This is a genomic window from Propionibacterium sp. oral taxon 192 str. F0372 (assembly GCF_000413315.1).
Taxonomy (GTDB): domain Bacteria; phylum Actinomycetota; class Actinomycetes; order Propionibacteriales; family Propionibacteriaceae; genus Brooklawnia.
This window is the reverse complement of sequence record NZ_KE340297.1, coordinates 367,781-392,043: the sequence shown is the minus strand read 5'-3', so window position 1 is coordinate 392,043 and position 24,263 is coordinate 367,781. Positions and strand designations below refer to the sequence as shown.

The window sequence follows — 24,263 nt, the reverse complement described above, 5'->3', positions numbered from 1 at the left end:
CCGGCCACCCTAACCCGCAAAGGGTCAACATGGAGCTGATCAGGTGGGATAATCAATCGGCTCACAATTCCACCGGGTACTGCGGATGCGGTACCTCGGGGGCGATACGTCCGGTGACAAAGATGTCGTGCCACAGCATGAACACCAGTAAGGTCCAGATCTGACGCGAGTAGTCGCCCTGCCCGGCCTTATGGGCGTCGAGCAACCGCAGTGCAGCCGCTTTGTCGATGAACTCCCCGGCATCGGTCCGGTTGATTAGGTCGGCCGCCCATGAGTAGCCGTAGTCCTCGGTGAGGTAGACCCGCACCGGCACCGGGAAACCGAGCTTGCGGCGATTCAGCACATGGGCCGGAACCACCTTTGCCAATGCATTGCGCAGCGCGACTTTCGACTGGTCAGAGGTGATCTTCTGCTCCAGGGCAATGTGCCGGGCGACCTCGAAGACCTCCTTGTCCATGAACGGAACCCGCAATTCTAGCGAATTCGCCATGGTCACCCGGTCGGCCTTGACCAGGATGTCCCCGCGCAACCAGGTGAACAGGTCGATATGCTGCATCCTGGCTACTGGGTCCCAGTCCTTGGACAGCGCGTAGACCGGGTCGGTGACGTCACGGAAGGAGACCGCGGGATCGGCGGCGGGCATCACCTGACGGATCTGGGCGTCGGTGAAATGCCGGGCATTGCCGTAGTAGCGCTGCTCTAGGTCAATGGTGCCGCGCTCCAGCAGCGATTTGCCACGCATCCCCTGCGGTAGCACTCGGGAGATCGCTCCCAACCCGCGACGCAGCGGATTGGGCAGCTTAGTTAGCGGGGCCAGGCTGATTGGCTCACGGTAGATGTTGTAGCCGCCGAACAGTTCGTCGGCGCCCTCACCCGAGAGCACCACCTTGACGTGTTTGCGAGCCTCGCGGGCGACGAAGTAGAGCGGCACCAGGGCCGGGTCGGCGACTGGATCGTCGAGGTACCACACGATGAGGGGCAGGGTCTCGAACAACTCCTCCTGGGAGACGATCTTCACGTGGTGGGCTACACCGATGGCTGCAGCGGATTCCGCCGCGACATCTACCTCCGAGTAGCCCTCACGCTCGAAACCGGTGGTGAAGGTGAGCAGATCCGGGTTATAGCGCTTGGCCAGAGCGGCGATAGCGGTGGAGTCGATGCCCCCCGATAGGAAGGAGCCGACAGTCACGTCGGCACGCATGTGTTTGGCGACGGAATCGTCAAGCACGGTCAGGATGCGGTCCTCCAACTCGGTGGTCTCCTGCGCCCCAGAGACCGGGACCGCGTCGAAGACGGGGTGGAAGTAGCGGTGGGTGCTCAGCGCCCCGTCGCGCACCTCGAAACTGGTGCCTGATTCAATGCGCCGCAGATTTGCATCGGCCGATTCCGGTTCCGGCACGTACTGCAACACCAAATAGTGCTGGAGGGCTAGCTTGTCGACGACCCCGGGCCCGGTCATCTCGCGCAGGGTCTTGGCCTCGGAGGAGAAACCGATGCCGTCGTCGAAGGTGGCCACATAGAGCGGCTTAATGCCGAACCAGTCGCGGGCGCCGAAGGCGACCTTATCTACCGTGTCCCAGATGACGAAGGAGAACATGCCTCGCAACTGTTCCACCCAGGCTGCTCCGTGCAGGTGGTAGCCGACGATGACCGGTTCCCCGTCACCTGAGGTGTGGAACTGCGCGCCCTCGGCGATCAACTGTTCACGCAGCTCAACGTAGTTGTAGATCTCGCCATTGAAGACCATGACATAGCGGTCGGGCTGGTCGGCGGGGCCCCAGAACAGCGGCTGGGAAGAGCCCTCAATGTCGATGATCGACAACCGGTTGAACCCGAAGCAGGTCCGGTCGTCATTCCAGATTCTGGTGTCGTCTGGCCCCCGGTGGCGCTGGCAGACCATGCCGCTGCTCACCTGCCCGACGCGCTCGTCGCTCAGTTTCTCAGTGGCGATGAACGCCGCGAATCCACACACACAATCACCGATCCGAAGGCTGTAAGTACCCCTTGAGGATAGCCGAGCCCGGTGGCGACGCGCCCGGGCTCCGGATTCGGGCAGACCCCGGAGCATCCGTTGGCGCCCGGTTCCTGCCCTTGAGCGGGCCCAGATGGGGAATCGGGGAGTTTTCCTACCCCGGCGCCCACGATTGGAACTGGTCTGGCAGAATCAAACTCATGAGTCCGCGACAAATTGAGGTCTCCGAGCCCCGCGAGGTTGGAATCACCGAACTGGTGCTGCGTGACGCACACCAGTCCCTGTTTGCCACCCGTATGGCCTTGGAAGACATGGTTGATGCCTGCGCCGATATCGACGCCGCTGGTTACTGGTCCGTCGAGTGTTGGGGCGGTGCCACCTATGACAGCTGCATCCGTTTCCTGAACGAGGATCCGTGGGAGCGCCTCCGCACTCTCCGCAAGCTCCTCCCGAATTCCCGCCTGCAGATGTTGCTGCGTGGTCAGAACCTGCTCGGCTACCGCCACTACAACGACGAAGTTGTCGATCGCTTCGTGGATAAGTCAGCCGAGAACGGCATGGACGTGTTCCGCGTCTTCGATGCCTTGAATGACCCTCGCAACATGGCCCGCGCGATGGCTGCGGTCAAGAAGACCGGCAAGCACGCCCAGGGCACTATCTGCTACACCATCTCCCCGGTGCACACCGTCGAGGGTTATGTGAAGTTGGCTGGCCAGCTCATTGACATGGGTGCTGACTCGATCGCCCTGAAGGACATGGCTGCACTGCTCAAGCCGCAGCCGGCCTACGACATCGTCAAGGGCATCAAGGATACCTACGGCGACAAGGTGCGCGTCAGCGTGCACTGCCACTCCACCACCGGGGTGACTCAGGTCTCGCTGATGAAGGCCATTGAGGCTGGAGCCGACAGCGTTGATGCTGCAGTGTCTTCCATGTCGCTTGGCCCGGGCCACAACCCGACCGAGTCCGTCGTCGAGATGCTCGAGGGAACCGGGTACACCACCTCGGTCAACATGGATCGCGTTCTCAAGGTACGTGACCATTTCAAGAAGATCCGCCCGAAGTACCAAAACTTCGAGTCGAAGACCTTGGTCTCTACCAATATCTTCTCCTCCCAGATCCCCGGCGGCATGCTGTCCAACATGGAATCCCAGCTGCGCGCTCAGGGCGCTGAGGACAAGCTGGATGAGGTGCTTGCCGAGGTGCCGAATGTGAAGGCCGCTGCTGGTCACCCGCCGCTGGTGACCCCGTCGTCCCAGATCGTCGGTACTCAGGCTGTGTTCAACGTCCTCATGGGCGGTGACTACAAGAAGATGACCGCCGAGTTCGCCGACTTGATGCTCGGCTACTACGGCGAGTCCATGGGTGAGCGTGACCCGGAGGTCGCGAAGAAGGCCCAGGAGCAGACCGGCAAGGAGCCAATCGACTGCCGCCCGGCCGACAAACTCGACCCGGAGTGGGAGAGCCTGAAGGAGGAGGCCTCCAAGCTGGAGGGCTTCGATGGCACCGAGGAAGACGTCCTCACCTACGCCATGTTCCCGGGCGTGGCTCCCACCTTCTTTGCCGAGCGTCCGCAGGGCCCGAAGAACGTCGGTCTCACCGAGGGTCAGCTGAAGGCTGCCGCCGAGGGCCAGTCCGCCGCGCTGTCCGGCCCGGTCACCTACAACGTGACGGTCAACGGGATTACCAGCACCGCGACCGTCATCCCGGCCTGAAAGGGGCGTGACTGATGGCAACGCAACACACCATGGCCGAGCGCATTGAGCACCTGAGTAAGGAGCGCGCTCGTGTCCAGGCTGGTGGTGGCGAGGCACGTATCGCCAAGCAGCACGAGAAGGGCAAGATGAGTGCCCGGGAGCGCATCGAGCTATTCGTTGATCCCGGGTCGTTCACCGAGACCGGCGCCTTCCGCAAGAACCGTACGACCGCCTTCGGGATGGACAAGGCGGACATGCCCGCAGACGGTGTGGTCACCGGCCACGCCTCGCTGATGGGCCGTCCGGTCTTCCTGGCCTCCCAGGACTTCTCCGTCGTGGGTGGTTCGGCAGGTGAGACGCACAACATCAAGGTCACGGAGACGATGGAGTCTGCGCTCACCGCGGGTGCTCCGTTCATCTTCATCAATGACTCGGGTGGCGCTCGCGTGCAGGAGGGCATCGACTCTCTGTCTGGCTACGGCAAGGTGTTCTTCGCCAATGTGAAGCTCTCCGGCGTCGTTCCGCAGATCTCGATCATCGCCGGCCCCTGTGCTGGTGGAGCGGTCTATTCCCCGGCGCTGACCGACTTCATCATCCAGACCCGCAAGGCCCACATGTTCATCACGGGTCCCAACGTCATCAAGCAGGTCACTGGTGAGGAGGTGACCCAGGATCAGCTCGGTGGCGCCGATGCCCACCAGCAGATCTCGGGTGTCATCGATTTCGTGGCCGATGATGACGAACAGGCCCTGCTGATCGCCCAGAAGGTCCTGAGCTTCCTGCCGTCGAATTCGTACGAAGAAGCTCCGATCCACAAGCCCGACTACTCGGCAGACCCCGATGAATCCTTCCGGGACATCGTGCCGATTGAGGGTAACAAGGGCTACGACGTGCGTGACGTGATCAGCAAGATCGTGGATTACGGCGACTTCCTTGAGGTCAAGGCCGGTTACGCCGCCAACATCGTGACCGGTTTCGGTCGCGTCGGCGGTCGTTCGGTGGGCTTCATCGCCAACCAGCCGAAGGTGATGTCGGGCGTGCTCGATATCAACGCCTCCGACAAGGGCGGTCGTTTCATCCGCATTTGTGACGCCTACAACATCCCGATCATCAACCTGGTCGACGTTCCCGGCTTCCTGCCCGGCGTCGCCCAGGAGCATGGTGGCATTATCCGCCACGGTGCCAAGATGCTGTTCGCCTACTCCGCCGCCACCGTTCCGAAGATCACGGTTGTCCTGCGGAAGGCATACGGTGGTTCCTATCTGGCCATGTGCTCGAAGGAACTTGGGGCCGACAAGGTGTTTGCATGGCCGAGCGCGGAGATCGCGGTGATGGGTGCCGATGGCGCCGCAGCCGTGGTGTTCCGTAAGGAGATCGAGAACGCCGAAGATCCGGCTGCCAAGCGTGCGGAACTGGTTGAGGCCTACCGTGAGAAGTTCGCGACCCCGTTCGCGTCCGCAGCCCACGGCTATGTCGACGACGTCATTGATCCGGCAGCCACCCGTCGCGAAATCTTGGTCTCCTTGGAGCTGCTTGCCAACAAGCGCATCCAGCGTCCGGCCAAGAAGCACGGAATCTTCCCGGTGTAGTCGGTAGGAGTGAAATGAGCAACGAGAAGAATCTGTCCGCCGCGGAACTGGCGGGGATCGTGGCCAAGCTCCAGGCTGAGCTCGCCGAACTGAAGGCAGCCCAGCCGGTGCCCGAGGAGGATCTGGTCGTCATTGCGGCGACCGCCTGTGCCTTCCTCGGTCTCAAGGGCAAGGTCAAGGCCATCCAGTTCGCCGGCCGGGCAACCAACACCCTGCCGTCGGCATGACCCGTTGATGAACTGAAAGAGGAATTGAAATGCGTCTCAAGATGACCGTCAACGGCACTGAGTATGTCGTCGACGTGGAAACCGAGCCGGAGGTTCGTCCGGTCCCGGCACCGATCGTGATCGGTGGCGGTTCCGGTGCGGTTGCCGCTCCGGTCGCTTCGGCTGCCGGTGGTGCGGCCGGACCAAATGATGTCACCGCTCCGCTCGCCGGTTCGGTCGCCCGCTATGAGGTCGCCGTTGGCGACAAGGTGGAGGCTGGGCAGGTTGTGGCAGTGCTGGAGGCCATGAAGATGGAGACCGAGATCGCTGCCCCCAAGGCAGGCACGGTCACCGCACTGCTGTGCGAGATCCGTGAAGCCGTCCAGGGTGGCCAGCCGGTTCTGACCATCGAGTGATCCGGCCCCGACAGTTGCCGGGAACGACATTGAAAGGGGTATCGTCCTTCGGGGCGATGCCCCTTTCGTCGTCGCCGGTTTGTCGTGTTCGTTCGTTGCGGTGCCATTGGCTCGCACTGACATTCCCTGCAGCAGCGTAGCTATTGGGTATTCTTTACCTGTTTTGGGTGCGATTGGTCACGATACGTGGGGACGCCGTCCCCTGCCTACGAGCAGGATTCCCGCAACGATGAATGCGAGCCCAGGGCTGATCCACAGGGGCCAGCCCGGTCCTGGAACCGCGTAGGGGACCGTCGTCATGGTGGTGTGACTGCTGGTGGTCCGAGATGCGACGACGAAGGCATCACCCACGGGCATTGCCCCGAAGACCATGGCTCGTCCGTCCAGCATGCCCCTGCCCCGCCAAGGTAATGGTAAGCCGAGCAATTCCGCCTGCTGATTGAGTCTGTGTGCCAATGCGTCGTCCCCATTGGCCCGGGCAGCTCCCATGGTGACTGCTGAGGCCGACAGCGAGACTCCCGCAATGAGGGGGCCCGAATCCACATTCCCGGTGCCCTCAATGCCCAGGGGATGTTCGCGCACCCCGATCAGTCCCCAGGTATGGGTGACAAATTGTTCCCGGAAGCGTTTCCATTCGCTGGTGGCGACACTCTCGTCGATGTCTTGGAGGAAGGTATTGATGATTGCCTGGCTTGAGCCGGTTGCCCGTGTGACTTTTTGGGCCGTGAACCTCTCACCCAGCAAACCGGTCTGCGGATCACGCCAGGAATCCATGGTGGAGAGTAGGCGTTCGGTGGCTTCATCGAGGCCCTCCACCTCGGTGAGGTGATCTGCGCGGTGAACCGCCGACCATGCGACGATGAGGTCGCAGGGCCATGCCTGTCCCGGGTAGGAGGTCAGGGGAACGTGATGAGGATCGTCAAGGGCTGCCAGCAAGGATTGGGCCTCGTCGTGTGCCAAGGATCTGTCTGTGGAGTCGCCGAGCTCGGCGGCCAGCACCAAGAGTTGCAACCGCCACCCATGGTAGAAGGCACCATGGGGCACGCCGCGATGGTCCCCACCGAAGATCCCGGCGATCGTGTCCTCGTTGATGGCCTCAATCTGGGCGTGCAATAACGCGGTGTTGTGCTCGACATCGATGCCATCGAGGGCTTGGCGCCCAGCAGTCAATCCGGTGAGGGCCCGAGTGAAGAACTCTCCTTCAGGGAACATTTTTTGCATGTCGAGCCCCGCGCCGTGAGCGAGCTGGCGATCCAGGGTGCGGATATGACGCTGCTCGCGCGCGGGTGAGTGGATAGGAGCAGCTGCGGCTCGGAGAACCCAGGCGCACAACAGCATCCCGGCAACGATGAACGCCACACTGGTGCGAATCCTCAGCTTGTTCACGCGTCGCGGGCAACCTTCCAATTCGAGGCTTGGGCGCGGGGGCGGATTACTAGGCGATCGATGTTCACGTATTCGCTAAGCGATGCGATCCAGCGCACGGCCTCCGCGATGTCTTCGGCCAGCAGTGGGTGATCGACGCCTGCGTACACGGCATCGGCAGCAGCCTGATCACCCAGGCGCACCAGGGAGAATTCCTCGGTGTGCACCATTCCTGGGGAGATCTCGCACACCCGGATCGGGCGCCCGGCGAGTTCGAGACGCAACGATCCGACGAGGTAGCGCTCCGCGGATTTCGCTCCGCAGTACCCGCCTCCGCCCTCGTAGGCGGTCTCCGCTGCGGTCGAGGTGATGAACACCATCGCGCCGTGGGCGGCCTCCACAGCGGGCAGCAGCCCTTGGGTCACGCGCAGCGTGCCCGCAACGTTGATCTGGTACATGCGGTTCCAGTCGTCGGGGTCTGCGGTCTCGATAGGATCGACGCCGATCGCTCCGCCCGCGTTGTTGAGCAGGAGATCGACACGCTCGCCGACGATCTCGACGAGACCGCGCACTGATGCCGGATCCGTGGTGTCGCAGCGTACCGCGACGCCGCCGATCTCTGCGGCCAATGCTTCCAGACGGTCGATGCGACGGGCGGCGCAGAAGACTCTGAACCCGTCGGCTGCCAAGGCACGAGCCGAGGCCGCGCCGATTCCACTTGATGCTCCGGTGACGACTGCAATGGGTTGGTTCATGTTTCGATTCAACCATCGTATGCCCGGCGAAGCAGTGGGAACGACATGATCCGGACCATGCGGGATGACGAGCATCTGGGGAGAGCCGCCGTTCGCTATGTGCTCACAATCTGAACCGGGGCTGAGTGGCCGAACCGAGGCTGATTGGCGTTTGACTGAGCCATTTCCCGGACCGGAGGAAGAGATTGCCTACGACACCCGGCGTTGGCTCAGGAGGTCTCGATTCCGAATTCCTTGGAGTTCAGGTCGGCCCGTAGTCTCGCCCAGGAATCCCCGCGCGACCAAGTAATCTCCAACTCGTCGTTCGGGGTATCGGCAACGCTGATCTCAGCGTCGAAACCGAAGGCCGGATGGGTGCTGCGCAGTCGCAACAATTCCAGCTGCCGTTGCACGACTGGAGTCGCCAACCCGGCCTCAATATCGGCGACCGACAGGTTCGTGCGGTTGATCTCCTTGTGCCCGCCTTCTCCCGCCGCAGTAACCGCGGCATGGTCGTTGCGTCCGGCGAACAGATCCAGGTACCAGACCTGGGGCTTGCCCGGTACGAACATCTGGATGGCCCGTGCCAGCACCATGGCATCGTCGTCCTCGCCGAGGGCAGAGTAGTAGGTGGCGTTGACCTGGTAGTAGATGGTCGTGTCACCGTGCAAGTCCTTGACGTGACCTCCGCGTGAGGTAACGAGGCCGATCAGCTGCTGGATCTCGTCATCGCTCAGCAATCCCTTGAGATCAAGCAGCGGGATGCCGTCATGGCAGCCGAGCATGTTGATGGTCCGGATGTCCTTGTCAACCAGTTCACCGATCCACCGTTTGAGCACACCCGTATCCCTGGTGGCCAGCGAGTGGATGAGCAGGCCGGGCAGGAAGAAGTCGTAGGTCAGGTATCCCCTCGCCGAGATCTCCTCGTGGATCCGTTCCTCATAGCGGGAATGGATCTCTGGCAGCAATTTGACGCCGCGTTCATCCGCGAGCTTGCGCACCTTCGCCAGCAGCTCCCAGGTGTCGGGATCGTTGAGGAAATTCCTGGCCCCCGGTTTCTTGGACGCGTAGGCGAAGGCATCGAGACGCACGATCTGGGCTCCATACCCCGCCAAGGTGGTCAGTGTGTCGGCGTAGAACTCCCAGACCTTCGCCGAGTTGATGTTGAGATCCATTTGTCCCAGGAAGTGCCGACGGGATTCGAAGTAGTCGACGACGGCAGCGCGCTGGGCGGACGGCAGCTCGCCAAGGTCGGCATCGGCAGGGGATCCGTCGGCAGCCAACGCCCGGTTCACCCGTTCGAGAGCCAGTGAGGCCAGCCCGTATTGCAGACCGCAAGCGCGCATCAGGTCCTGGACATCTGGGGTGGGGTAGCTCACCTGTTGGTAGAAGGTGTTCCAGTACGGCTTCCTTGTCCCGTCGGGCATCGGCACCATGAGAAGTGGCAGGCCCGGTTTGCGGAAGAACATGTCCTTGGTCAGTTCTGGATCGGGCCGGAGGTACCCGGCTTCGGTCATCGTGCCGTGACCGTCCCAGAACGTGTTCCAGTCGATGAAGAAGTCCGCGTACTGCGATTCGTCTCCCTTGGCCAGCAGATCCTGGAACTGGGGGGATAGCACCGAGGCGTGGTTGAGGATGAAGTCCAGTTTCAGGTCGACACTGCGGGTCAGCGCGTCGATGTCGCCCTGGGTGGCGTAGCGCGTGGACAACTCGTAGTCGATGACGGAGAAACCACGGTCGAGATCGGTGTTGAACACGCTGGGCAGCAGGTATACCGAACCGAAGACTTCGCTCAGTTCGGGGCGGTCGAGGAAGTCGACGACGTCGTGGACGTGCCCGCCCAGGGAGTCTGGGTAGAGGTTGAGCATCGGGCGTGCATTTTGTTCACTGGACGCGGTCATTGCTGCCCGGTACTGCGCATGGCTCAGCAGTTCACCGGATTTCGAAACGATGATCCTGGCGGTGGGGGCCTGGGAGTGCAGCTTCGCTTGTTCCAGGCCGAGCACCATCATGGTGAAGGGACTGTCTGGGGCCCCGTCGCGGGCCCGGGATCGTCGGTGCGCGAGGGTCTCCTCCGGGGTGGAGTTCAGCAGAATGGGGATGTCGATCCCCTTTATCAGGGGGTTATTACCGTGGGTCCACTCGATGAGCAATACACCCACGTCGTGCACGTCGACAGGTTCGTACCAGACATCCCCCTCTGTGCGGCCCATCCGTTTCAGCGTCAACAACTCGGCCCCCGATTTGAAGGCCGCGATGATGTCGTTGACCTCGCCGAAGTCGACCTCTTCCGCGGAGCCTAAGTAGGCCTCCAGGGCAGCCCGTCCGGCTGCTTGGTAGGTAGCCAGCCAAGGGTAGGCCTCCACGGCGACAGGGTCGGCGTCGGCGGCGCTCTGCTGCAGCATCGTTAGGTCGCCCCGAATATCAACCGTGGTCAGGCCTGCATCCGCCAGTCCACGCACCCCGGCCATGCGGAAGCGGCGCAGCCGTTCGGCGTCGTTCGCTGCGGGGATGCGCCGTGGATAGTTATCCCCGGACATGACATAGCAACCGATTCCGTCGCGACGCAGCAGTTCGCCGAGTACCGAGCCGATTTCCGACTTCCCCACCCCGGACCCGCCGTGCACGGCGACAACCGCCCGGTGTGGGTCGTGCTCCAACAGGGGGGAGAGCATCCTGGTGAGCGTCGGCAGGATGACCTCGGCCTTGTCGACGTGCCCTTGGTCGATTTGCACGCTGTCGCCGGGCATATCGCCGGTCGGGATTCCCCGGAAGTCGTTGACGGGCATGGGCACGGCAGCCTCCCGTAGGCTCGATTTTGTCGGTCTGGTCGTGTGGCCCTTCCCCTGCCTCGCGACCAGAAGATGAGCTTAACCCTATCTCGTGGGCGCGGGATGGGTAGGGTTATCGCTCTTTTCCGGGATATTCGTGCGGGTCCGAGGCCTATTCTCACAAGTGCCGGGCGATCCAGCCGGTGGTCAGCTCCATCACTTCGTCGCGATTAGTCTCGTTGAAGATCTCGTGGCGTCCGCCCTCGTGGATGACGCAGGTCACGTCTCGGATACCCGCTGCGCTCAATGCGAGCGTGGCCGCACGGGCGCCCCGGCCATTGGCTCCAGCCGGGTCTTTCCCGCCCGACTGTGCCAGAACCGGAAGGTCTGCGGGAATGTGGCGCAGCAGACCCAGATCCGCCACTCTGGCCAGGCCGGTTACCACATCGCGGAAGAAGGCCGCGGAGGATACGAAGCCGCATAATGGGTCGGCGACATAGGCATCGACTTGGTCAGGATCCCTGCTTAGCCAGTCGAACTCCGTCCTGTTCGGATGAAATGGCTTGTTGAATCCCCAGAAGGCTAAATCATGCAGCCGTTGTGAAGGTCGGCTGGGGCCTTTGGCGGCTTCCCGGTTAGCTACTGCGCGGGCCACTGGGGTCAATCGCCCCACCCCCGCGGGAGTGCCCGAGAGCACCAGGGCCGCGAGCTCACCACCCCAGCGGATTGCCACGTCGCGCGCGATGGCTGTTCCCAGGCTGTGGCCTACCACGACGATCGGCAGCCCGGGATGGTCGCTGCGGTCCGCGTCGAGCAGGGCACGCTGGTCTTGGATGATCACTTCCCAGCCGTCCTCGTCGGCGAAATGCCCGATGGTTCCGCTGGCGGACACGCTGCGGCCATGCCCCCGGTGGTCGTCGACTCGCACCGCCCAGCCCCGGGCGGTGAGCGTTTCTGCTAGATGCTCGTACCGGGCGGCATGCTCGGCCATGCCGTGGATGACGTGGACCACCGCGGTGGGTTCCGTGTCGGGCAGCCATTGCTCGACAAACAGCTGCTGGTGGTCGTCGGTGGTGATCGTGCGGATGTCGTGACGCATGACTCCAACCTAAGTTCTGCGGCAGGGGTGATAGAAGAGGAGACGCCGGGTGATCGCCGCAAAACGGCACCCTGGCCACTGTGCCTGCCGTATCCTGCCGGTTAGGCTTGACTCATGACCTACAAGCTCATCCTGCTCCGCCACGGCGAGAGCGAGTGGAACTCCAAGAACCTGTTCACTGGCTGGGTCGATGTCGATCTCAACGAGAAGGGCGAGGGGGAGGCTAGGCGCGGCGGCCAGTTGCTTGCCGAGCAGGGTTTGCTGCCCGACAAGCTGCACACCTCGCTGTTGCGTCGCGCCATCCACACTGCCTACATCGCTTTAGACAACTGCGACCGCCACTGGATTCCGGTGGAGCGCTCCTGGCGGCTCAACGAGCGTCACTATGGTGGCCTTCAGGGGCTGAACAAGGCCGAGACCCTCGAGAAGTACGGCGAGGATCAGTTCATGGCATGGCGTCGTTCCTACGACGTGCCGCCGCCGGTGCTGGAACACGACGCCGAGTACTCCCAGTGGAATGATCCCCGCTACGCCGATATCCCCGCTGACGAGCGCCCGGTGACCGAGTGCCTCAAGGACGTCGTCGCTCGCATGCTTCCCTACTGGGAATCCGCCATCAAACCGGATCTGGCCGCAGGGGAGGTGGTCTTGGTGACCGCCCACGGCAACTCACTGCGTGCCCTGGTCAAGCATCTAGACCAGATCTCCGATGCCGACATTGCCGCCCTCAACATCCCGACCGGCATCCCGCTGCTCTACGAGTTGGACGACGATTTCCGTCCGGTGACTCCGGGTGGGCGTTACCTCGACCCGGAGGCAGCCGAGGCAGGCCAGAAGGCCGTTGCATCGCAGGGCAAGAAGTAACCTTCATCACTCTGGCAAGAGGGCCGGGAGCCTAGGGCTCCTGGCCCTCGTCGCATGGTGACGAGAAATCTTGGTGCCCACCCTTGCGCGCCATATCGAAAAGCATTAGTATCGAGAAACGTTAGCAACGATTTTCGATAATATCGTCTCTCGATAAGGAGCAACGATGGATACTACGCAACGCACCAGGAGCAACCTGACCCTGATCGCCATCGGGTTTGCTGCAGTGATCCACTGCGTCGAATCGCTGAGTTGGCTGCTGCGACCCGATCCCTATGTGCCCACCAAGCTCGCGGTAGCCGCCGGTGAGGCCATGTCGCCAGACGGCAGGGGTATCAAACCCGAGGCGCTAGCTCCCGATGCTGCCTGGACGCTGTGGGGCACCTCGATTCTCACAACTGTCATCGGGCTGTTGGTCTGCTGGATGCTGTATATCGTCGCGAGCAACGCGTTGTCGAGCAGGCTGCTCGCCGAATCGACGGTGCGCGCAGCACGCCACGTCTCGAACCTGATGCTCGTGTGGATCATCGTCGATTTCGTGGGAGTCACAATGGGTAACAACTGGGTACTCAACAATCTCGGATTGAGCCGTGACATCCCAAGTTACGACCTGACGAGATGCGTGTGGGGCTACCTGCTGTGGGCCCTGCTGTTCATCTTCCGCGTCGCGCTTTCTCGGGCTCGGGCTGCCGAGGACGAATTGGAAGGTATCATCTGATGAACGAGCCGGTCGTCGTCGTCCACTTGGACAAAGTTCTCGCCGATCGGGGAATGACCTTGGCCGCTCTCTCTGAACTGGTCGATGTCTCCGTCGTGAACCTTTCGGTACTCAAAAATAACCGTGGCAAGGCGATTCGATTCACCACCTTGGCCGCACTCTGCAAGGCCCTCCAGTGCACTCCCGGTGACCTGTTGGGTGTCGAATACCACTGACCATCCGTATTCCGATTGCACGTCAACATTCCGATTGCACGTCACCCCACATTTTCAAGGAGATACACACGATGAACCCCATCAAGAAAACCCGCAAGGTAAAGATCATCATCGCATCGGTCGGCATCGTCTTGTTGGCCGTGATCCTGGCTGCGGTGCATTTTATCGGCCCGCTGTTCGGTTTCTGGCTCATCCCGCCCTCACCGAAGGCCCATGGTAAATACGCAATCTCCCTGATGGACCGCGGATTGCACGCCAATACTCCGCAATGGCAGACCAAACGGGCCGAGGCATTGGATGCGATCGGGAAGGCACGTAGCCGCGAGGAGGTGACTCCCATCATCGAAGACGCTCTGAAAGTGGCCGGGGGCAAGCATTCCTTCCTGACGACTGATGAGCAGCGTAAGGAAGACGAGACCTTATTCGAGCTGCCGACCAGCCAGGCCGATGGTGGAGTGGTCACGGTGCACCTGCCCGGATATTCCGGCACGAGCGAGCAGGGCCAGCAGTATGCCGACACCGTGGCCAATGCACTGACGGCATCCGGGGCCTGCGGTGCCATCATTGACCTGACGATGAACGATGGCGGAGACATGGGGCCGATGCTCGCCGGGCTATCGCCACTGCTGCCCAATGGTGAGGTGGTCACCTTCAACACATCCCTCGGTGACATGGTGGTCACCCTTGAGGGCGGCTCGGTGAAGGGCGGCGGCACCCCGACCAAGACCGATGCCGGGGCGACGAAATTGAACATACCGGTGGCCATCATCACCAGCGCAGACACCGCAAGTTCTGGGGAACAGGCTCTGCTGGCCTTCCGCGGCCTGGACAATGTGCGGGTCTTCGGCCAGCCGAGCGCGGGCTATGCCTCGGTCAATCAGGGTTTCCCTCTCTACGGTGGGCTGCTCATGCAGCTCACCGTGGGCGAGACCATCGCCCGGACCAGCGAACATTTCGGCGAGATACCGATCGATCCAGATGAGGTGGTGAGCCTCGACGAGGCTCCCACCACCGCTCGTGAGTGGCTGGCATCGAAGGGCTGCAACTGATTCGTACCCGAACTCTGACTCCGCGCGATGGCGTGGGGCCAGAGTTCGGTGCCGTGCTGGAAGGCGGCCAACAAGTTTTGGGGAAGCGGGCCGCCGTCATCGCCGAGCCGCCATAGGGTCAGTCGGCGATCAGCCGAGCGATGACTGCGGGTTCGGGTATGCGACCCGCACGCAGGGTCGGCACCACGGTGGCCGCGATGGTGATGGTGAAAGTCACGAGAATCGTGCCCACGAAGATCCCATACGGCGGTTCGAATGCGAACACCAGTCTGTGTGTGAGCGGGAAACCGAGAGCAAACACCCCCAATGCACCGACAGACATGGCGAGCCCGAGAATCGTGGCCGTCACCGAGATGATGACCGCCTCAAAGAGGGGAACAAGCACCCGCTGGCGTGGAGTTGCGCCCACGATGCCAAGCAGGGCAAGCTCCGCGTCCCGCTGTTTCGACATCATGATGAGCGACCCGACACCACCCGACAGGGACACCAGCAACGGCAGGCCTAGAAGGGCGATCATCGCTCTCCACCCGGTCCCGACCATGTCCTTGGTGTATCCACTCGCGTCGAAACTGCTTTGCAGGGAACCGACCGTGCAGGCCATCCCCAGGAATAGGCCGATGGTCATCATCACCGGAATGATCGAACGCAACAGCCGGGGAGCCCGGGCATGTGCGGTGCGTCGCGCAAGCTGCCAGCTGGGAATCGTCAGTGGCAGCAACCTGACCCAGGCGAAGGTGAGTGGCTGGATCAGGACCGGGGCTAGCAGCGAGAACAGAACGGCCAACAGCACCAACGTGGACACACCCGTCTGCACGAGGTTGTACAACGTGTCCTCATTCATATTGGCCGTAGTGAAGAACACTGAGACATACGTTCCCACCACGGCGATAGCGACGACAATGGCAACCACGATGCGCAGGCGTGACATCTTCGCCACCTCGGATCCACTGGCGTGCTGCCGAACCGCTTCGACGGGCGGTACCTTGCTGGCCCGGCGTGCCTGGCGGAGGCCGCCAACGACGGCCACAACAACTGCTATGGCCACGATGGCCAAGGCCATGGGAAACGAGTACAGGGGTTCGATCGTTGCTATGTCCTCGTGAGCTTCGAATCGTCGCCACTCGACGAGGAAGTTGAGCGCGGGACGCAGCATGAGCATGGCCAAAGCAGCTCCCAGGACCGAGCTCAACAGGCTCATCGCAACCAATTGCACGACCACGGTCCGAACGATCTGTTGCGGGGTGGCCCCACCCAGAGCCAACCTGGCTAGGGAGCCGTGCCGCGCGCCGAGCGCCAGGTTCGTCGCGGTTCCCAGAACCGAAAGGCTGACGATAGCCGAGAACACCATGTTGCTGCCTGCTATGGAAATCAATGCAGCGGCGTACTCACCACCTGCCGCGGCCACAGAGGCGCACACGAGCCCTGGGAGCAATAGGGCGAAATTCGTTGCGACGAAGGCCAGGCTGACACCGAGCCAGGTTCGAAGAGACCCGCGCAACTCCGCGAACATGATGGTTCTCATGCCTGCGCCCTCTCCGTGAGCTGGGTCAGTACGTCAGCAACCTGCGCGACATTTTGCGGACGCAACTCGCCGGTCAGCCGCCCATCGAATAGGAAGACCACACGGTCGCACCGTGCCGCCACACCCGGGTCGTGGGTGACCACAACAACAGATCGTCCCGGCTCACGAGCAACCTCCGCCAGCTTCGCCATCACCAGTTCACCTGAGCGTGAATCCAGCGCACCGGTTGGTTCATCGGCGAAGACAATCTGGGGCTGCTGCGCCAAGACCCGCGCCAGAGCAGTCCGCTGCTGCTCACCGCCGGACATCGAGGGGACTTTGGCGTCGACGCGATGTTCAAGACCCACCTCGTTCATGATGGCGACGAGCTGCTCCCTCGGGGGCTTCTTGCCTGACAGGAGGTACGGTAAAGCGACATTCTCGTAGGCGGTGAGCGTTGGGACGAGGTTGTATGACTGGAACACGAACCCCAACTCGCCCCGGCGCATCTCGGCTAGCGCCTTGCGAGACCGGCCCGCCAGGTCGGTTCCGTTGAAGCTGACCTGACCGCTCGTCGGCTGGTCAAGTCCGGCGAGGCAGTACATGAGAGTGGATTTGCCGGAGCCCGAGGGGCCCATGATGGCAACCATCTGTTCCGGCATGATCTGCAACGACACCTCGTGCAGAACGGGGAGGTCTTTCCCGTCGACCGAGAAGGATTTTGATACCTGGTGGGCGTGCACTGTCGGTGCTGTGCTCATCGTGCTTCTCCTGTTTCCTGCTGGGATGACTGGGCATCGTTCATGTGGGGGTGGTGGGCGATGTTCGCCCTGTGGAAATGGTCCGGGTCATCCAGTGGCTGCTGCTCGGATAACAGCAGCCACTGGGAGGAGGTTCCCAGCTGTTCTCACCGCCCATCGGGAAGGGCGAAGGGCCCGCGCTGGGCGATCTCCTCCCATCGTTGTGGCGTGATCCGCCTGGCGATCACCAAGGCCAAAGCAATCATGACCAGGCCGACAACCACCATGGTGATGATCGATGCGTTGCCCAGGCCCAGCAGCCGGGTAATCATGTGCCCGGTGTGCCATCCGCCGTGGATGCCGACGGCTGCCCACACGCTGCGCGTCCACAGCGCCATGTACCCGGCCAGCAGTGCGATGCCGAAGGTCCCCACCACGTATAGGACATGGTCGAGGGCGTTGTTCTGGCCTCCATTGGAAATCAGGTGCATGGCGGCGAAGACCGTGGCACTCACCCACAGGGCTCGCTTGGGGTGGATAGACAGGGACTGCATGAGGTAGCCGCGCCACAGCACTTCCTCGCCAATTCCTTGCAGGATGAATGCCAGTGCGAGGTTGGTGATGATGAACATCGCCACAGATGTACCGAGGTTGTTGCTCGTTTCTGCCTGGTTATTTCCGATCTGGTTCATCACTGCGCTGACCAGGACCATCACGGTCACCGACAGCGCGGTGGCGCAGGCCAGAATGGCCATCGACCGGGCGTTGATCCGCAGGCCCAGCGCAGCCACCGGGCGCCGGTCTAGGAAGCGGGTGAGCAGGACTGACAGCAGCAGGTAACAGAGCAGGGCGGGGGTGTAAAAGATCACGACAACGAATATCTGCGTCGCCATATCCTTGCTTTTCGCCAGCTCGGCCAGGCCGGGGACGTATTTCATGAGGATGATGGAGGTTGCGGAGACCATCATGGCCACGATGGTCAGCACCACGCGGACCCACTCGGGTGCGCGCGGTGGGGCCTGCCACTCGGGTGAGGCAGGGGCATGTGTTGTGTGGGTGAGGGACTGGAGTTCCGGAGCGACGGTGCGTGTCAAAGTGTTCATGCCACGACGGTAGGAAGCGGGGTGGGGAGGTTTCGCGTGACCGTGGGCCGGACTATGGGTCGCGCATCATGACCCGGGTCGCTGCCCACCCATGACCCCGGTCATGGGACGTGGACCCCATCCGCCGCCTACCTTGGGGGTATGAACATACGGCACGACGTCACCGCCGACGGCCACCCAAGGATGTCAGCCGGTTCATGGTGGCCCGACCCCACTAGAGGGTTCTTCATACCCGGGCTCAAGGCCGTCGCCGTGGCTTGTCAGGTGCTCGCCGGGCTTCAGCTCCTGAAGCACCTGGAGGCCGCCCCGGTACTGATCGGTGCTGTTCAGATGGCGCCGGTGGTCACAGCCATTGCCTGGACCGTCCGTTACCGTACGCGCAGCCAACGTGTGAGAGCCGTATGTTCCCTCGTCGCTTTCGTGAGCGCTGCTGCCTCCACCTCGGTGGGCACGCTGGGGTTTGGAGCGCCGACCCTCATGGTCGCCGTAGCGTTGCTGGTGGTGGACCTGTCTTTGAAAGCTGGGCTGATTGCCAACCTGATCTTCGTTGGGGCGGCATCCATCGTGACCCTGATGCTTGATCGGGACCCGCTGGAGGTCGCTTTGGTGGGGATCAACTTTCTCATTTTCCTGGGCTCCGGTATCCTTCTGGGCTTAGTTTTGGCTCGCTACGATGCTGTCCTGACCGATCTGCGTCAGACCTTGGCCGAGCGCGACGCGGCCTTGGGACGCGCCGAGCGTCAGGCCGCCGTGGAAAAGGAACTCATGCTCGCCGAAGAGCGGGCCCGCGCAGCCCATGAACTCCACGACGGCTTGGGGCATCGCCTCACTCAGATCGGCATGAGCTTGGAATTCGCTGCCCGCGTGCGCGAGCGCGACCCCGAGGCCGCCTGGCAGGAGGTCGCCGTTGCCGAGCGTACGAGCCGCGAGGCCGTCGGTGAGATGCGTACCTGGGTGCGGGCGTTGAGCCCTGCCCACCCCAGTGTCTTGCAGGCTTCCGGGGAGAAGAGCGCGGGAGCGGCGAACCTTACGGATGCTGTGGGGGCTGCAGGGCTCGACGTTGTCGCAGCCTCTTTTCGCGGCACCGGAGTACAGGTCGACGTCATGGATGAGGTGGGGCCGGGCGTGCTCACCCAGGAGGCTGAACTTCTCGTCCATCGAGCCGTCCAGGAGGGGTTGACCAATGCCCTACGACATTCAGGTGCCCGTGTCATCACCATTCACCTGACGAGCGCAGCCAACGAGGCTCGCGAGAACAGCGCTCGGCCCAGCCACATTGAGCTGACCGTCACCAACCCGATACCCGCCGAGCGTCGCGAAGCTATCCCTATCCCGGCCGTGGGGCAAAACGGTGGGCCTACACCCGGCTTCGGTGTCGGCGGACTCGCGCAGCGTGCCGCCGAGCTTGGCGGCACGGCCACCGCCGGACGTGACGGTGACGCCTTCCGTCTGTGCCTGACTCTCCCCGCCAGCACCGCCCTGCAAGCAGCCCATGAGGAGGTCGCATGAATGCCGTGCGTGTCCTCATCGTCGATGACCAGCAGCTGCTGCGCCGCGGCCTGATCATGCTTTTCTCCACCATTGAGGAGGTGGAGGTTGTCGCCGAGGCCGCTCACGGCGAGGAAGCACTCGCGGTGCTGGCCTCCCGCGAGGTGGATGTGGTCTTGGCCGATGCCAAGATGCCCACCATGGACGGCATCACCTTGGTGCGCCGGGCCGCAGAGCACCACCCGGGGCTGCCGGTGCTGGTGCTCACCACCTTCGACGAGCCGGACATTGTCCAGGGAGCGATTGCTGCGGGGGCTGCCGGTTTCCTCCTCAAAGACACCTCTATCGAGGCTCTTGCCGAGGCGGTGCAGGCTGTGCATCGTGGGGGCATGGTCATCGACCCGCGTGTGGCGCGTTTGGCATTCGCGGCTCAGCAGGGCGTCGACGAATCTGGGCCGCCCGAGTTGGCGGTGCTCACCCCTGCTGAGCGGGCGGTCGGTGAACTCGTTGCCCAGGGGATGACGAATGGGCAGATCGCCACCCGCTTGGTTCTGGCGGAGGGCACTATCAAGAATCATGTCTCCGCGCTTTTGCGTAAGTTGGCTGCGCCCGATCGTACTGCACTGGCGCTTGCCCTGTACCGGGCGCTTCACCCGTCGGCACAGTAGGTGTCGGCGTTGGTAGGGTGCGGGGTCTGCAACCGGTCAGTCGGCCCTACCAAGAGCGCAAACACGCACCCGTCACGGATCGCGTTCAGCATTCGCCCAGGAATAGTTCTTGTCTTGCTCACCACACATCATTGATGTCGTGGATCAAAGCTCGATACCGTGTCGGAAGGTGGCTAGGAGGTTTCGGGTGATTTGGTCGTGTTTGCGGGTGAGGAGTTCTCGTTTGCCGAAGGTGACGGTTGGTGGGGTGTGTTTTGTGCGGGCGCGTTTGTAGGCGGTTTTGACTGCTTTGGTGATGTCGCTGGAGCGGATGTTGGTTGCTAGCCATTGTGGGTCGAAGGTGGCGCTGATGGGTTGGCCGAAGATGCCTAGGGTGATGGTGAGTGCGTTGTCGTAGGCGGTGGCGGTGGTGTGGTGGCCGATCCATGTGGTGGGTTCGGTGTCGCCGAGGGCGGTGAGTTCGGCGTCGACTTTGGCGTGTTCGCGGTCGGCTAGTTGGAGGGTGTGCCATCCGAAGGGGCCGGGGTAGGGTTCGGCAGGTAACGGGTCGGGGGAGGGGAGCCGGTGTCCGCCTTGGTGGTAGATGGCGTTGATGGCCATGAATATGATGCCGAAGGCTTCGTCGAGGCTGGAGTGTGTGAGTTTGTGGCGCCAGTTGAGTGATACCCGTACGCGTTGTAGGTCGAAGGTGGGGGTCATCCATACTCGGACGGCTCCGGTGGGGTCGGGGAAGCCTTTGTCTGGGGACCAGTGCTCGGTGTCCTCATCATCGCCGGTGTCCTCGTCATCGTTGGTGTCGTGTTCTTGGTGGGTGGGTGTGTGGTGGCCACCGAGCATGGGTTGTGTGGGGTCGAGGGGGTCGTGGTCGTCGTGCTCGGGTTCTGGTTGTGGGTAGTTCGGTGCTGCTAGGAACTCGTCATCGACATCATCGAAGTGCCATATAGATCCATCCATTGGGTACTCCTTGATCATGTGATGGGTGTGAGGGTTCCGGTGATTTGCATTCGGGTGCCTAGGAGGATGGATGCGAATCGCCAGGTGATGGTGTTGCTGCCGTCGGGGTTGGGGTTGAATTCTAGGTTGGAGCCGCTGGGCATGGGTTGGGTGATGTCGATGCCGGATTCTTCTTTGATGTGTTGGGCGGCGATGTTGACTAGGTTGGGGTCGTAGTCGGACAGCCGGAAGGTGGGCGGTTTCGGGGTGTTCTGATCGAGCGGGGTGTCGTTTTCGGAGGTTCTGTAACAGTTGAGATCTGTTGCCGCTGCAGGGACGCTTGAGGTGCTCAGATATGGGATGCAGACTGTGCCGAAGATCGTGGTAGTTCGGGGTAAAAAAGCTGTTTCGCTAACCTCGTGGAGCCATATCACCCAAGTGGTGATGGCTCCGTTGTTGGGGATGACTTTGGCGCGGTCGGTGGCCATGGTGGCCACGTCGTGGGGATTGAACGGGTCGGGTGAGTCGATTACTGGCTGTCCGTCGATTGTCGTGCTGCCCGGAAGGTAGCGATCGTCGCCCTCGGGGGCGGAGCAGTGCATGTCTTCTATGTGGGCGCCCATCAGGGAAATCAGCTTGGTGGCCACGGGTTTCTCGCAGTTTCCTGATTGCTTCGTCTGCTCATAGCGTTCGATCAGGGCTGGTACGTCGAAATCAGATAATGGGGCAGATCCCCGAAAATGGAGATAGGACGACGCATCTGTGAGTTCGGTGACCCTGAGTTCCTTGTTGTCGAGACTCAGAGAATGTGGTGTTCCTTGATAGGTGGTATGCACCATGACGGTGTCCAGAAAAACCTCTATTTCGTGGGCCTGGGTGATGCCGGTCTCGGCGATGATCTTGTCCAGTTGTTTATCTAACGGCAACCCAGGGCCCGGTTTAGATCTCCAGCACCCAGTCATCACCACCAGCACCACCAATGCCGTGGTGAGGACTGCTGTTGTGCGTGTGAACCGGTTCATGTGGTTCACCAGCTCTTCTCGAAATGTGTGTTCTTCCCGGAGAATCCGGTACCGCACACATCTGCGGTCTCCACGGTGGTCTGGGTGATGTAGTCGGCCCGGCTACCCATCCACCGCCGGGCCTCAGCCAAAGCGGCGGCCAGCTTCTCGTTGGTGTCCTGTGAAACCTTCTGCCACTCCTGGCTCTTATGCCCAATCGACTCCACCCCAGCAATCGCAGACTGAATATGTGACTCAACGATCGAAGTTCGAATATAAAAATCCCAGGCAAAGAACTCGTTCCGAGACATTTTATCAAATTTTGATCGAATCTTATCAGGATGGAATTCCCACTTTTCTAAGTTTCTCTTAGCATCATTGATGGCGCCGAAAATTTCGTCTGCTGTGGTGCTGCCGAGGGTTGCCTGGATGATGCACACCGATTCGACGGCTCCCTTGGCATTGCTTGCCAGATCGGCCAGCGCCCGGGCCTGGTCTGCCCGGTAGAAGGTGTTGGCGGCGTAGGCGTCGGCTGCTTGTCCGGACCATTCCGGTATGCGCACCATGGCCCGTACCTCTTCGGCGATGCTGGCCAACTCGGCAGCAGCCGCCTTCCACCTGGCAAACGGGCTGGTCATGTTGTGCTCTACCACATCGGCGGTTCGCACATACGGCTCCACCAACCCCTGCAACTCGGCGAATTTGTCCTGAGTCAGCTTCTCCAGGCCGCCGAATCGCTCCATCGTCGTGGCAGCGTCGTAGCCGGCGGTGCAGTACCAGGTGCGTGGGACGCAGGATTTGGCGATCTCCACCTCGGCGCGGTCCGTGGCGATCGCCGTGTCCATCAATCCACGCAGCTGATCCATCAGGTCCTGGATGTCCTTGCCATTGGAGAACGGCACCCCACCGTGGGTATCGGTCGGGGCTACCCCCGATCGCGGGGCCGGCTTTTCGCCTTGAGTTTCATCAACTGGTGTGCTCATTTGTGGTCTCCTGTGGATGAGGCTGTTGAGGTGTTTTCGGTCTCGGTGTTTTCGTAGTCGTTGGCGCTTCGGTGCAGCGCATCGGCAGACCCGTGGTAATTCGACGACACTTCGGTGGTTTGCTGCTGGGCAGAGCCCTGCATCGACTGGTAGGTGGCCGAGGCATGCGCCACTATCTCGAAGCGCATGTCCTGATCCAAACCACTCATTGACTGGGCGAGGGTTGTCATGCGTGTGGAGAGGTCGTCCCATCGTTTGGAGGAGGTGTGCATGTCGGCGGGGGAGGTGTGAAAATCGCTGGTTGATCCGCTGGCGTGGGTCATCCCGCCGTTAGTAGGCATCGGGGTGGTTGTTCCTCCGATGGTTGGGTGAGTGGTGGGTGTTCCTGGTGATGGTGCTGTCCCCGGTGAAGGTGTAATACCTGGTGTGGGTGTGGGGATGATGCCTGGAGTGTGACCACCCACCTCGGGCGGGGTACCGGGGATCCCGCTGCCGGGAGTGGTGGGTGTAGTGCCGGGTTGTGGGGTGGGGGTGGTTGTCCATCTGCCGGTGGTTGGGTTGTAGGAGCGTCCTGTGAGGGGGTTGTCGTAGGTGTGGGTGTGGGGGTTCCAGGTGCCGAAGTGTTCACTGAATCCTGGATCCAAAGGATGCCATGGTTGTCCGGTGGCTGGGTTGATCCCAAACCCGTACTCGGTTCCGGCAGCACCGGCAGCCGCGGTGCCTGACCCGCCAGCACCCATACCGCCAGCACCTAGAGTCCCACTGGGTGAACTCAACACCCCACCACTAGCCAGGGGTCCGGCCCCGGTTCCTGTACTACTGGTGGTCAACGGACCACCGCTAGCAAGCCCTGGGGATCCGGCACCTATCCGGCCAGCACTAGCAGCGGTGGCCGGGTTGGCGGGCCCACCCCACATAGGAGGCGGCATCATTGTGGTGGGTCCGCTGGTGTGTTGGTTTCGGTGGCGTTGTTCGCCTGGATTGATGTCTTCTTCAATCAATTCAAGATCATTGACCACATCATCGGTATCTGATCGATAACCACCCTCATCCACCGGCGCAACCCGCAAACACCGCTCCCCAAAATCCACCACCACACACCTCCACGTGATACCTCGCCACGACCCGACCGGTCGCTTGCTGCTGGCTTT

The 24,263-nt window shown here is 62.0% G+C and carries 22 protein-coding genes; 10 read left to right on the top strand and 12 right to left on the bottom strand.

The genetic code is table 11. The annotated features are described in order from the left end of the window. Nucleotides 1–61 precede the first annotated feature (61 nt). Nucleotides 62–1,972 (bottom strand): asparagine synthase (glutamine-hydrolyzing), encoded by a 1,911-nt coding sequence (gene asnB / locus HMPREF1531_RS01865; protein WP_036896972.1) that lies wholly within the window; start codon nucleotides 1,970–1,972, stop codon nucleotides 62–64. A gap of 200 nt (nucleotides 1,973–2,172) precedes the next feature. Between asnB and HMPREF1531_RS01860 the strand changes: the two genes are divergently transcribed. From HMPREF1531_RS01860 to HMPREF1531_RS01845, 4 genes are read left to right on the top strand one after another with little or no spacing between them, the layout of a single operon-like run. Then, entirely contained in the window at nucleotides 2,173–3,687 is a 1,515-nt protein-coding gene (locus HMPREF1531_RS01860) for a methylmalonyl-CoA carboxytransferase subunit 5S (RefSeq protein ID WP_016668191.1), read from the top strand. A 14-nt stretch (nucleotides 3,688–3,701) separates the two neighbouring features. Continuing rightward, entirely contained in the window at nucleotides 3,702–5,258 is a 1,557-nt protein-coding gene (locus tag HMPREF1531_RS01855; RefSeq protein ID WP_016668190.1) for an acyl-CoA carboxylase subunit beta, read from the top strand. A gap of 14 nt (nucleotides 5,259–5,272) precedes the next feature. Further along, on the top strand, nucleotides 5,273–5,485 hold the full coding sequence (locus HMPREF1531_RS01850) for a hypothetical protein (protein ID WP_016668189.1): 213 nt from the start codon (nucleotides 5,273–5,275) through the stop codon (nucleotides 5,483–5,485). A 29-nt stretch (nucleotides 5,486–5,514) separates the two neighbouring features. Next, a complete protein-coding gene (locus HMPREF1531_RS01845; RefSeq protein WP_016668188.1) occupies nucleotides 5,515–5,880 on the top strand; it encodes a biotin/lipoyl-containing protein in 366 nt (121 codons plus the stop codon). A gap of 177 nt (nucleotides 5,881–6,057) precedes the next feature. Here the strand turns inward: HMPREF1531_RS01845 and HMPREF1531_RS01840 are convergent, their stop codons facing one another. The 4 genes from HMPREF1531_RS01840 to HMPREF1531_RS01825 form a co-directional block, all read right to left on the bottom strand. After that, on the bottom strand, nucleotides 6,058–7,266 hold the full coding sequence (locus tag HMPREF1531_RS01840; protein WP_016668187.1) for a hypothetical protein: 1,209 nt from the start codon (nucleotides 7,264–7,266) through the stop codon (nucleotides 6,058–6,060). Further along, nucleotides 7,263–8,000 carry an SDR family NAD(P)-dependent oxidoreductase gene (locus tag HMPREF1531_RS01835; protein ID WP_036896969.1) on the bottom strand — a complete coding sequence of 246 codons (738 nt, stop codon included), beginning with the start codon at nucleotides 7,998–8,000 and terminating at the stop codon, nucleotides 7,263–7,265. The genes HMPREF1531_RS01840 and HMPREF1531_RS01835 overlap by 4 nt, the downstream gene beginning before the upstream one ends. 209 nt (nucleotides 8,001–8,209) lie before the next feature. Continuing rightward, complete coding sequence (locus HMPREF1531_RS01830; protein WP_016668185.1) at nucleotides 8,210–10,768, bottom strand: sucrose phosphorylase; 2,559 nt, start codon at nucleotides 10,766–10,768, stop codon at nucleotides 8,210–8,212. 160 nt (nucleotides 10,769–10,928) lie between these two features. Beyond that, the gene (locus HMPREF1531_RS01825; protein ID WP_016668184.1) at nucleotides 10,929–11,849 is read right to left on the bottom strand and encodes an alpha/beta fold hydrolase; all 921 of its coding nucleotides are present in this window, start codon (nucleotides 11,847–11,849) and stop codon (nucleotides 10,929–10,931) included. A gap of 114 nt (nucleotides 11,850–11,963) precedes the next feature. Here HMPREF1531_RS01825 and HMPREF1531_RS01820 point away from each other — a divergent pair, with 114 nt between their 5' ends. From HMPREF1531_RS01820 to HMPREF1531_RS01805, 4 genes are all read left to right on the top strand, one after another. Continuing rightward, on the top strand, nucleotides 11,964–12,713 hold the full coding sequence (locus HMPREF1531_RS01820) for a phosphoglyceromutase (RefSeq protein ID WP_016668183.1): 750 nt from the start codon (nucleotides 11,964–11,966) through the stop codon (nucleotides 12,711–12,713). Between the two features lie 166 nt (nucleotides 12,714–12,879). Further along, nucleotides 12,880–13,431 (top strand): hypothetical protein, encoded by a 552-nt coding sequence (locus HMPREF1531_RS01815; RefSeq protein WP_016668182.1) that lies wholly within the window; start codon nucleotides 12,880–12,882, stop codon nucleotides 13,429–13,431. Next, nucleotides 13,431–13,646 (top strand): helix-turn-helix domain-containing protein, encoded by a 216-nt coding sequence (locus HMPREF1531_RS01810; protein ID WP_016668181.1) that lies wholly within the window; start codon nucleotides 13,431–13,433, stop codon nucleotides 13,644–13,646. The genes HMPREF1531_RS01815 and HMPREF1531_RS01810 overlap by 1 nt, the downstream gene beginning before the upstream one ends. A 71-nt stretch (nucleotides 13,647–13,717) precedes the next feature. Continuing rightward, complete coding sequence (locus HMPREF1531_RS01805; RefSeq protein ID WP_016668180.1) at nucleotides 13,718–14,695, top strand: S41 family peptidase; 978 nt, start codon at nucleotides 13,718–13,720, stop codon at nucleotides 14,693–14,695. A gap of 118 nt (nucleotides 14,696–14,813) precedes the next feature. On the opposite strand, the gene HMPREF1531_RS01800 is transcribed toward HMPREF1531_RS01805, so the two are convergent. The 3 genes from HMPREF1531_RS01800 to HMPREF1531_RS01790 all read right to left on the bottom strand — a co-directional run bounded on the left by HMPREF1531_RS01800 (nucleotide 14,814) and on the right by HMPREF1531_RS01790 (nucleotide 18,039). After that, nucleotides 14,814–16,217, bottom strand: a complete 1,404-nt coding sequence (locus HMPREF1531_RS01800; protein WP_016668179.1) for an FtsX-like permease family protein — start codon at nucleotides 16,215–16,217, stop codon at nucleotides 14,814–14,816. Then, nucleotides 16,214–16,957, bottom strand: a complete 744-nt coding sequence (locus tag HMPREF1531_RS01795; protein ID WP_016668178.1) for an ABC transporter ATP-binding protein — start codon at nucleotides 16,955–16,957, stop codon at nucleotides 16,214–16,216. The genes HMPREF1531_RS01800 and HMPREF1531_RS01795 overlap by 4 nt, the downstream gene beginning before the upstream one ends. A gap of 146 nt (nucleotides 16,958–17,103) precedes the next feature. Continuing rightward, complete coding sequence (locus HMPREF1531_RS01790; protein WP_016668177.1) at nucleotides 17,104–18,039, bottom strand: CPBP family intramembrane glutamic endopeptidase; 936 nt, start codon at nucleotides 18,037–18,039, stop codon at nucleotides 17,104–17,106. 141 nt (nucleotides 18,040–18,180) lie between these two features. Here HMPREF1531_RS01790 and HMPREF1531_RS01785 point away from each other — a divergent pair, with 141 nt between their 5' ends. Next, nucleotides 18,181–19,548, top strand: coding sequence for a sensor histidine kinase (locus HMPREF1531_RS01785; protein ID WP_016668176.1), 1,368 nt, complete (start codon nucleotides 18,181–18,183; stop codon nucleotides 19,546–19,548). Continuing rightward, on the top strand, nucleotides 19,545–20,195 hold the full coding sequence (locus HMPREF1531_RS01780; RefSeq protein WP_016668175.1) for a response regulator: 651 nt from the start codon (nucleotides 19,545–19,547) through the stop codon (nucleotides 20,193–20,195). Before HMPREF1531_RS01785 ends, HMPREF1531_RS01780 begins: the two co-directional genes overlap by 4 nt. Before the next feature lie 144 nt (nucleotides 20,196–20,339). Here HMPREF1531_RS01780 and HMPREF1531_RS01775 read toward each other — a convergent pair whose 3' ends face one another. Genes HMPREF1531_RS01775 through HMPREF1531_RS01760 form a run of 4 tightly spaced genes read right to left on the bottom strand, consistent with a single transcriptional unit; the run spans nucleotide 20,340 to nucleotide 23,852 of the window. Next, nucleotides 20,340–21,149, bottom strand: coding sequence for a hypothetical protein (locus tag HMPREF1531_RS01775; RefSeq protein WP_016668174.1), 810 nt, complete (start codon nucleotides 21,147–21,149; stop codon nucleotides 20,340–20,342). Nucleotides 21,150–21,163: 14 nt separating this feature from the next. Next, nucleotides 21,164–22,150, bottom strand: coding sequence for a hypothetical protein (locus tag HMPREF1531_RS01770; RefSeq protein WP_016668173.1), 987 nt, complete (start codon nucleotides 22,148–22,150; stop codon nucleotides 21,164–21,166). 5 nt (nucleotides 22,151–22,155) lie between these two features. Then, complete coding sequence (locus tag HMPREF1531_RS01765) at nucleotides 22,156–23,112, bottom strand: hypothetical protein (protein ID WP_016668172.1); 957 nt, start codon at nucleotides 23,110–23,112, stop codon at nucleotides 22,156–22,158. Beyond that, nucleotides 23,109–23,852: a hypothetical protein gene (locus tag HMPREF1531_RS01760; RefSeq protein ID WP_036896965.1), complete on the bottom strand. Its 744-nt coding sequence runs from the start codon at nucleotides 23,850–23,852 to the stop codon at nucleotides 23,109–23,111. Before HMPREF1531_RS01760 ends, HMPREF1531_RS01765 begins: the two co-directional genes overlap by 4 nt. Between the last annotated feature and the right edge of the window lie 411 nt (nucleotides 23,853–24,263).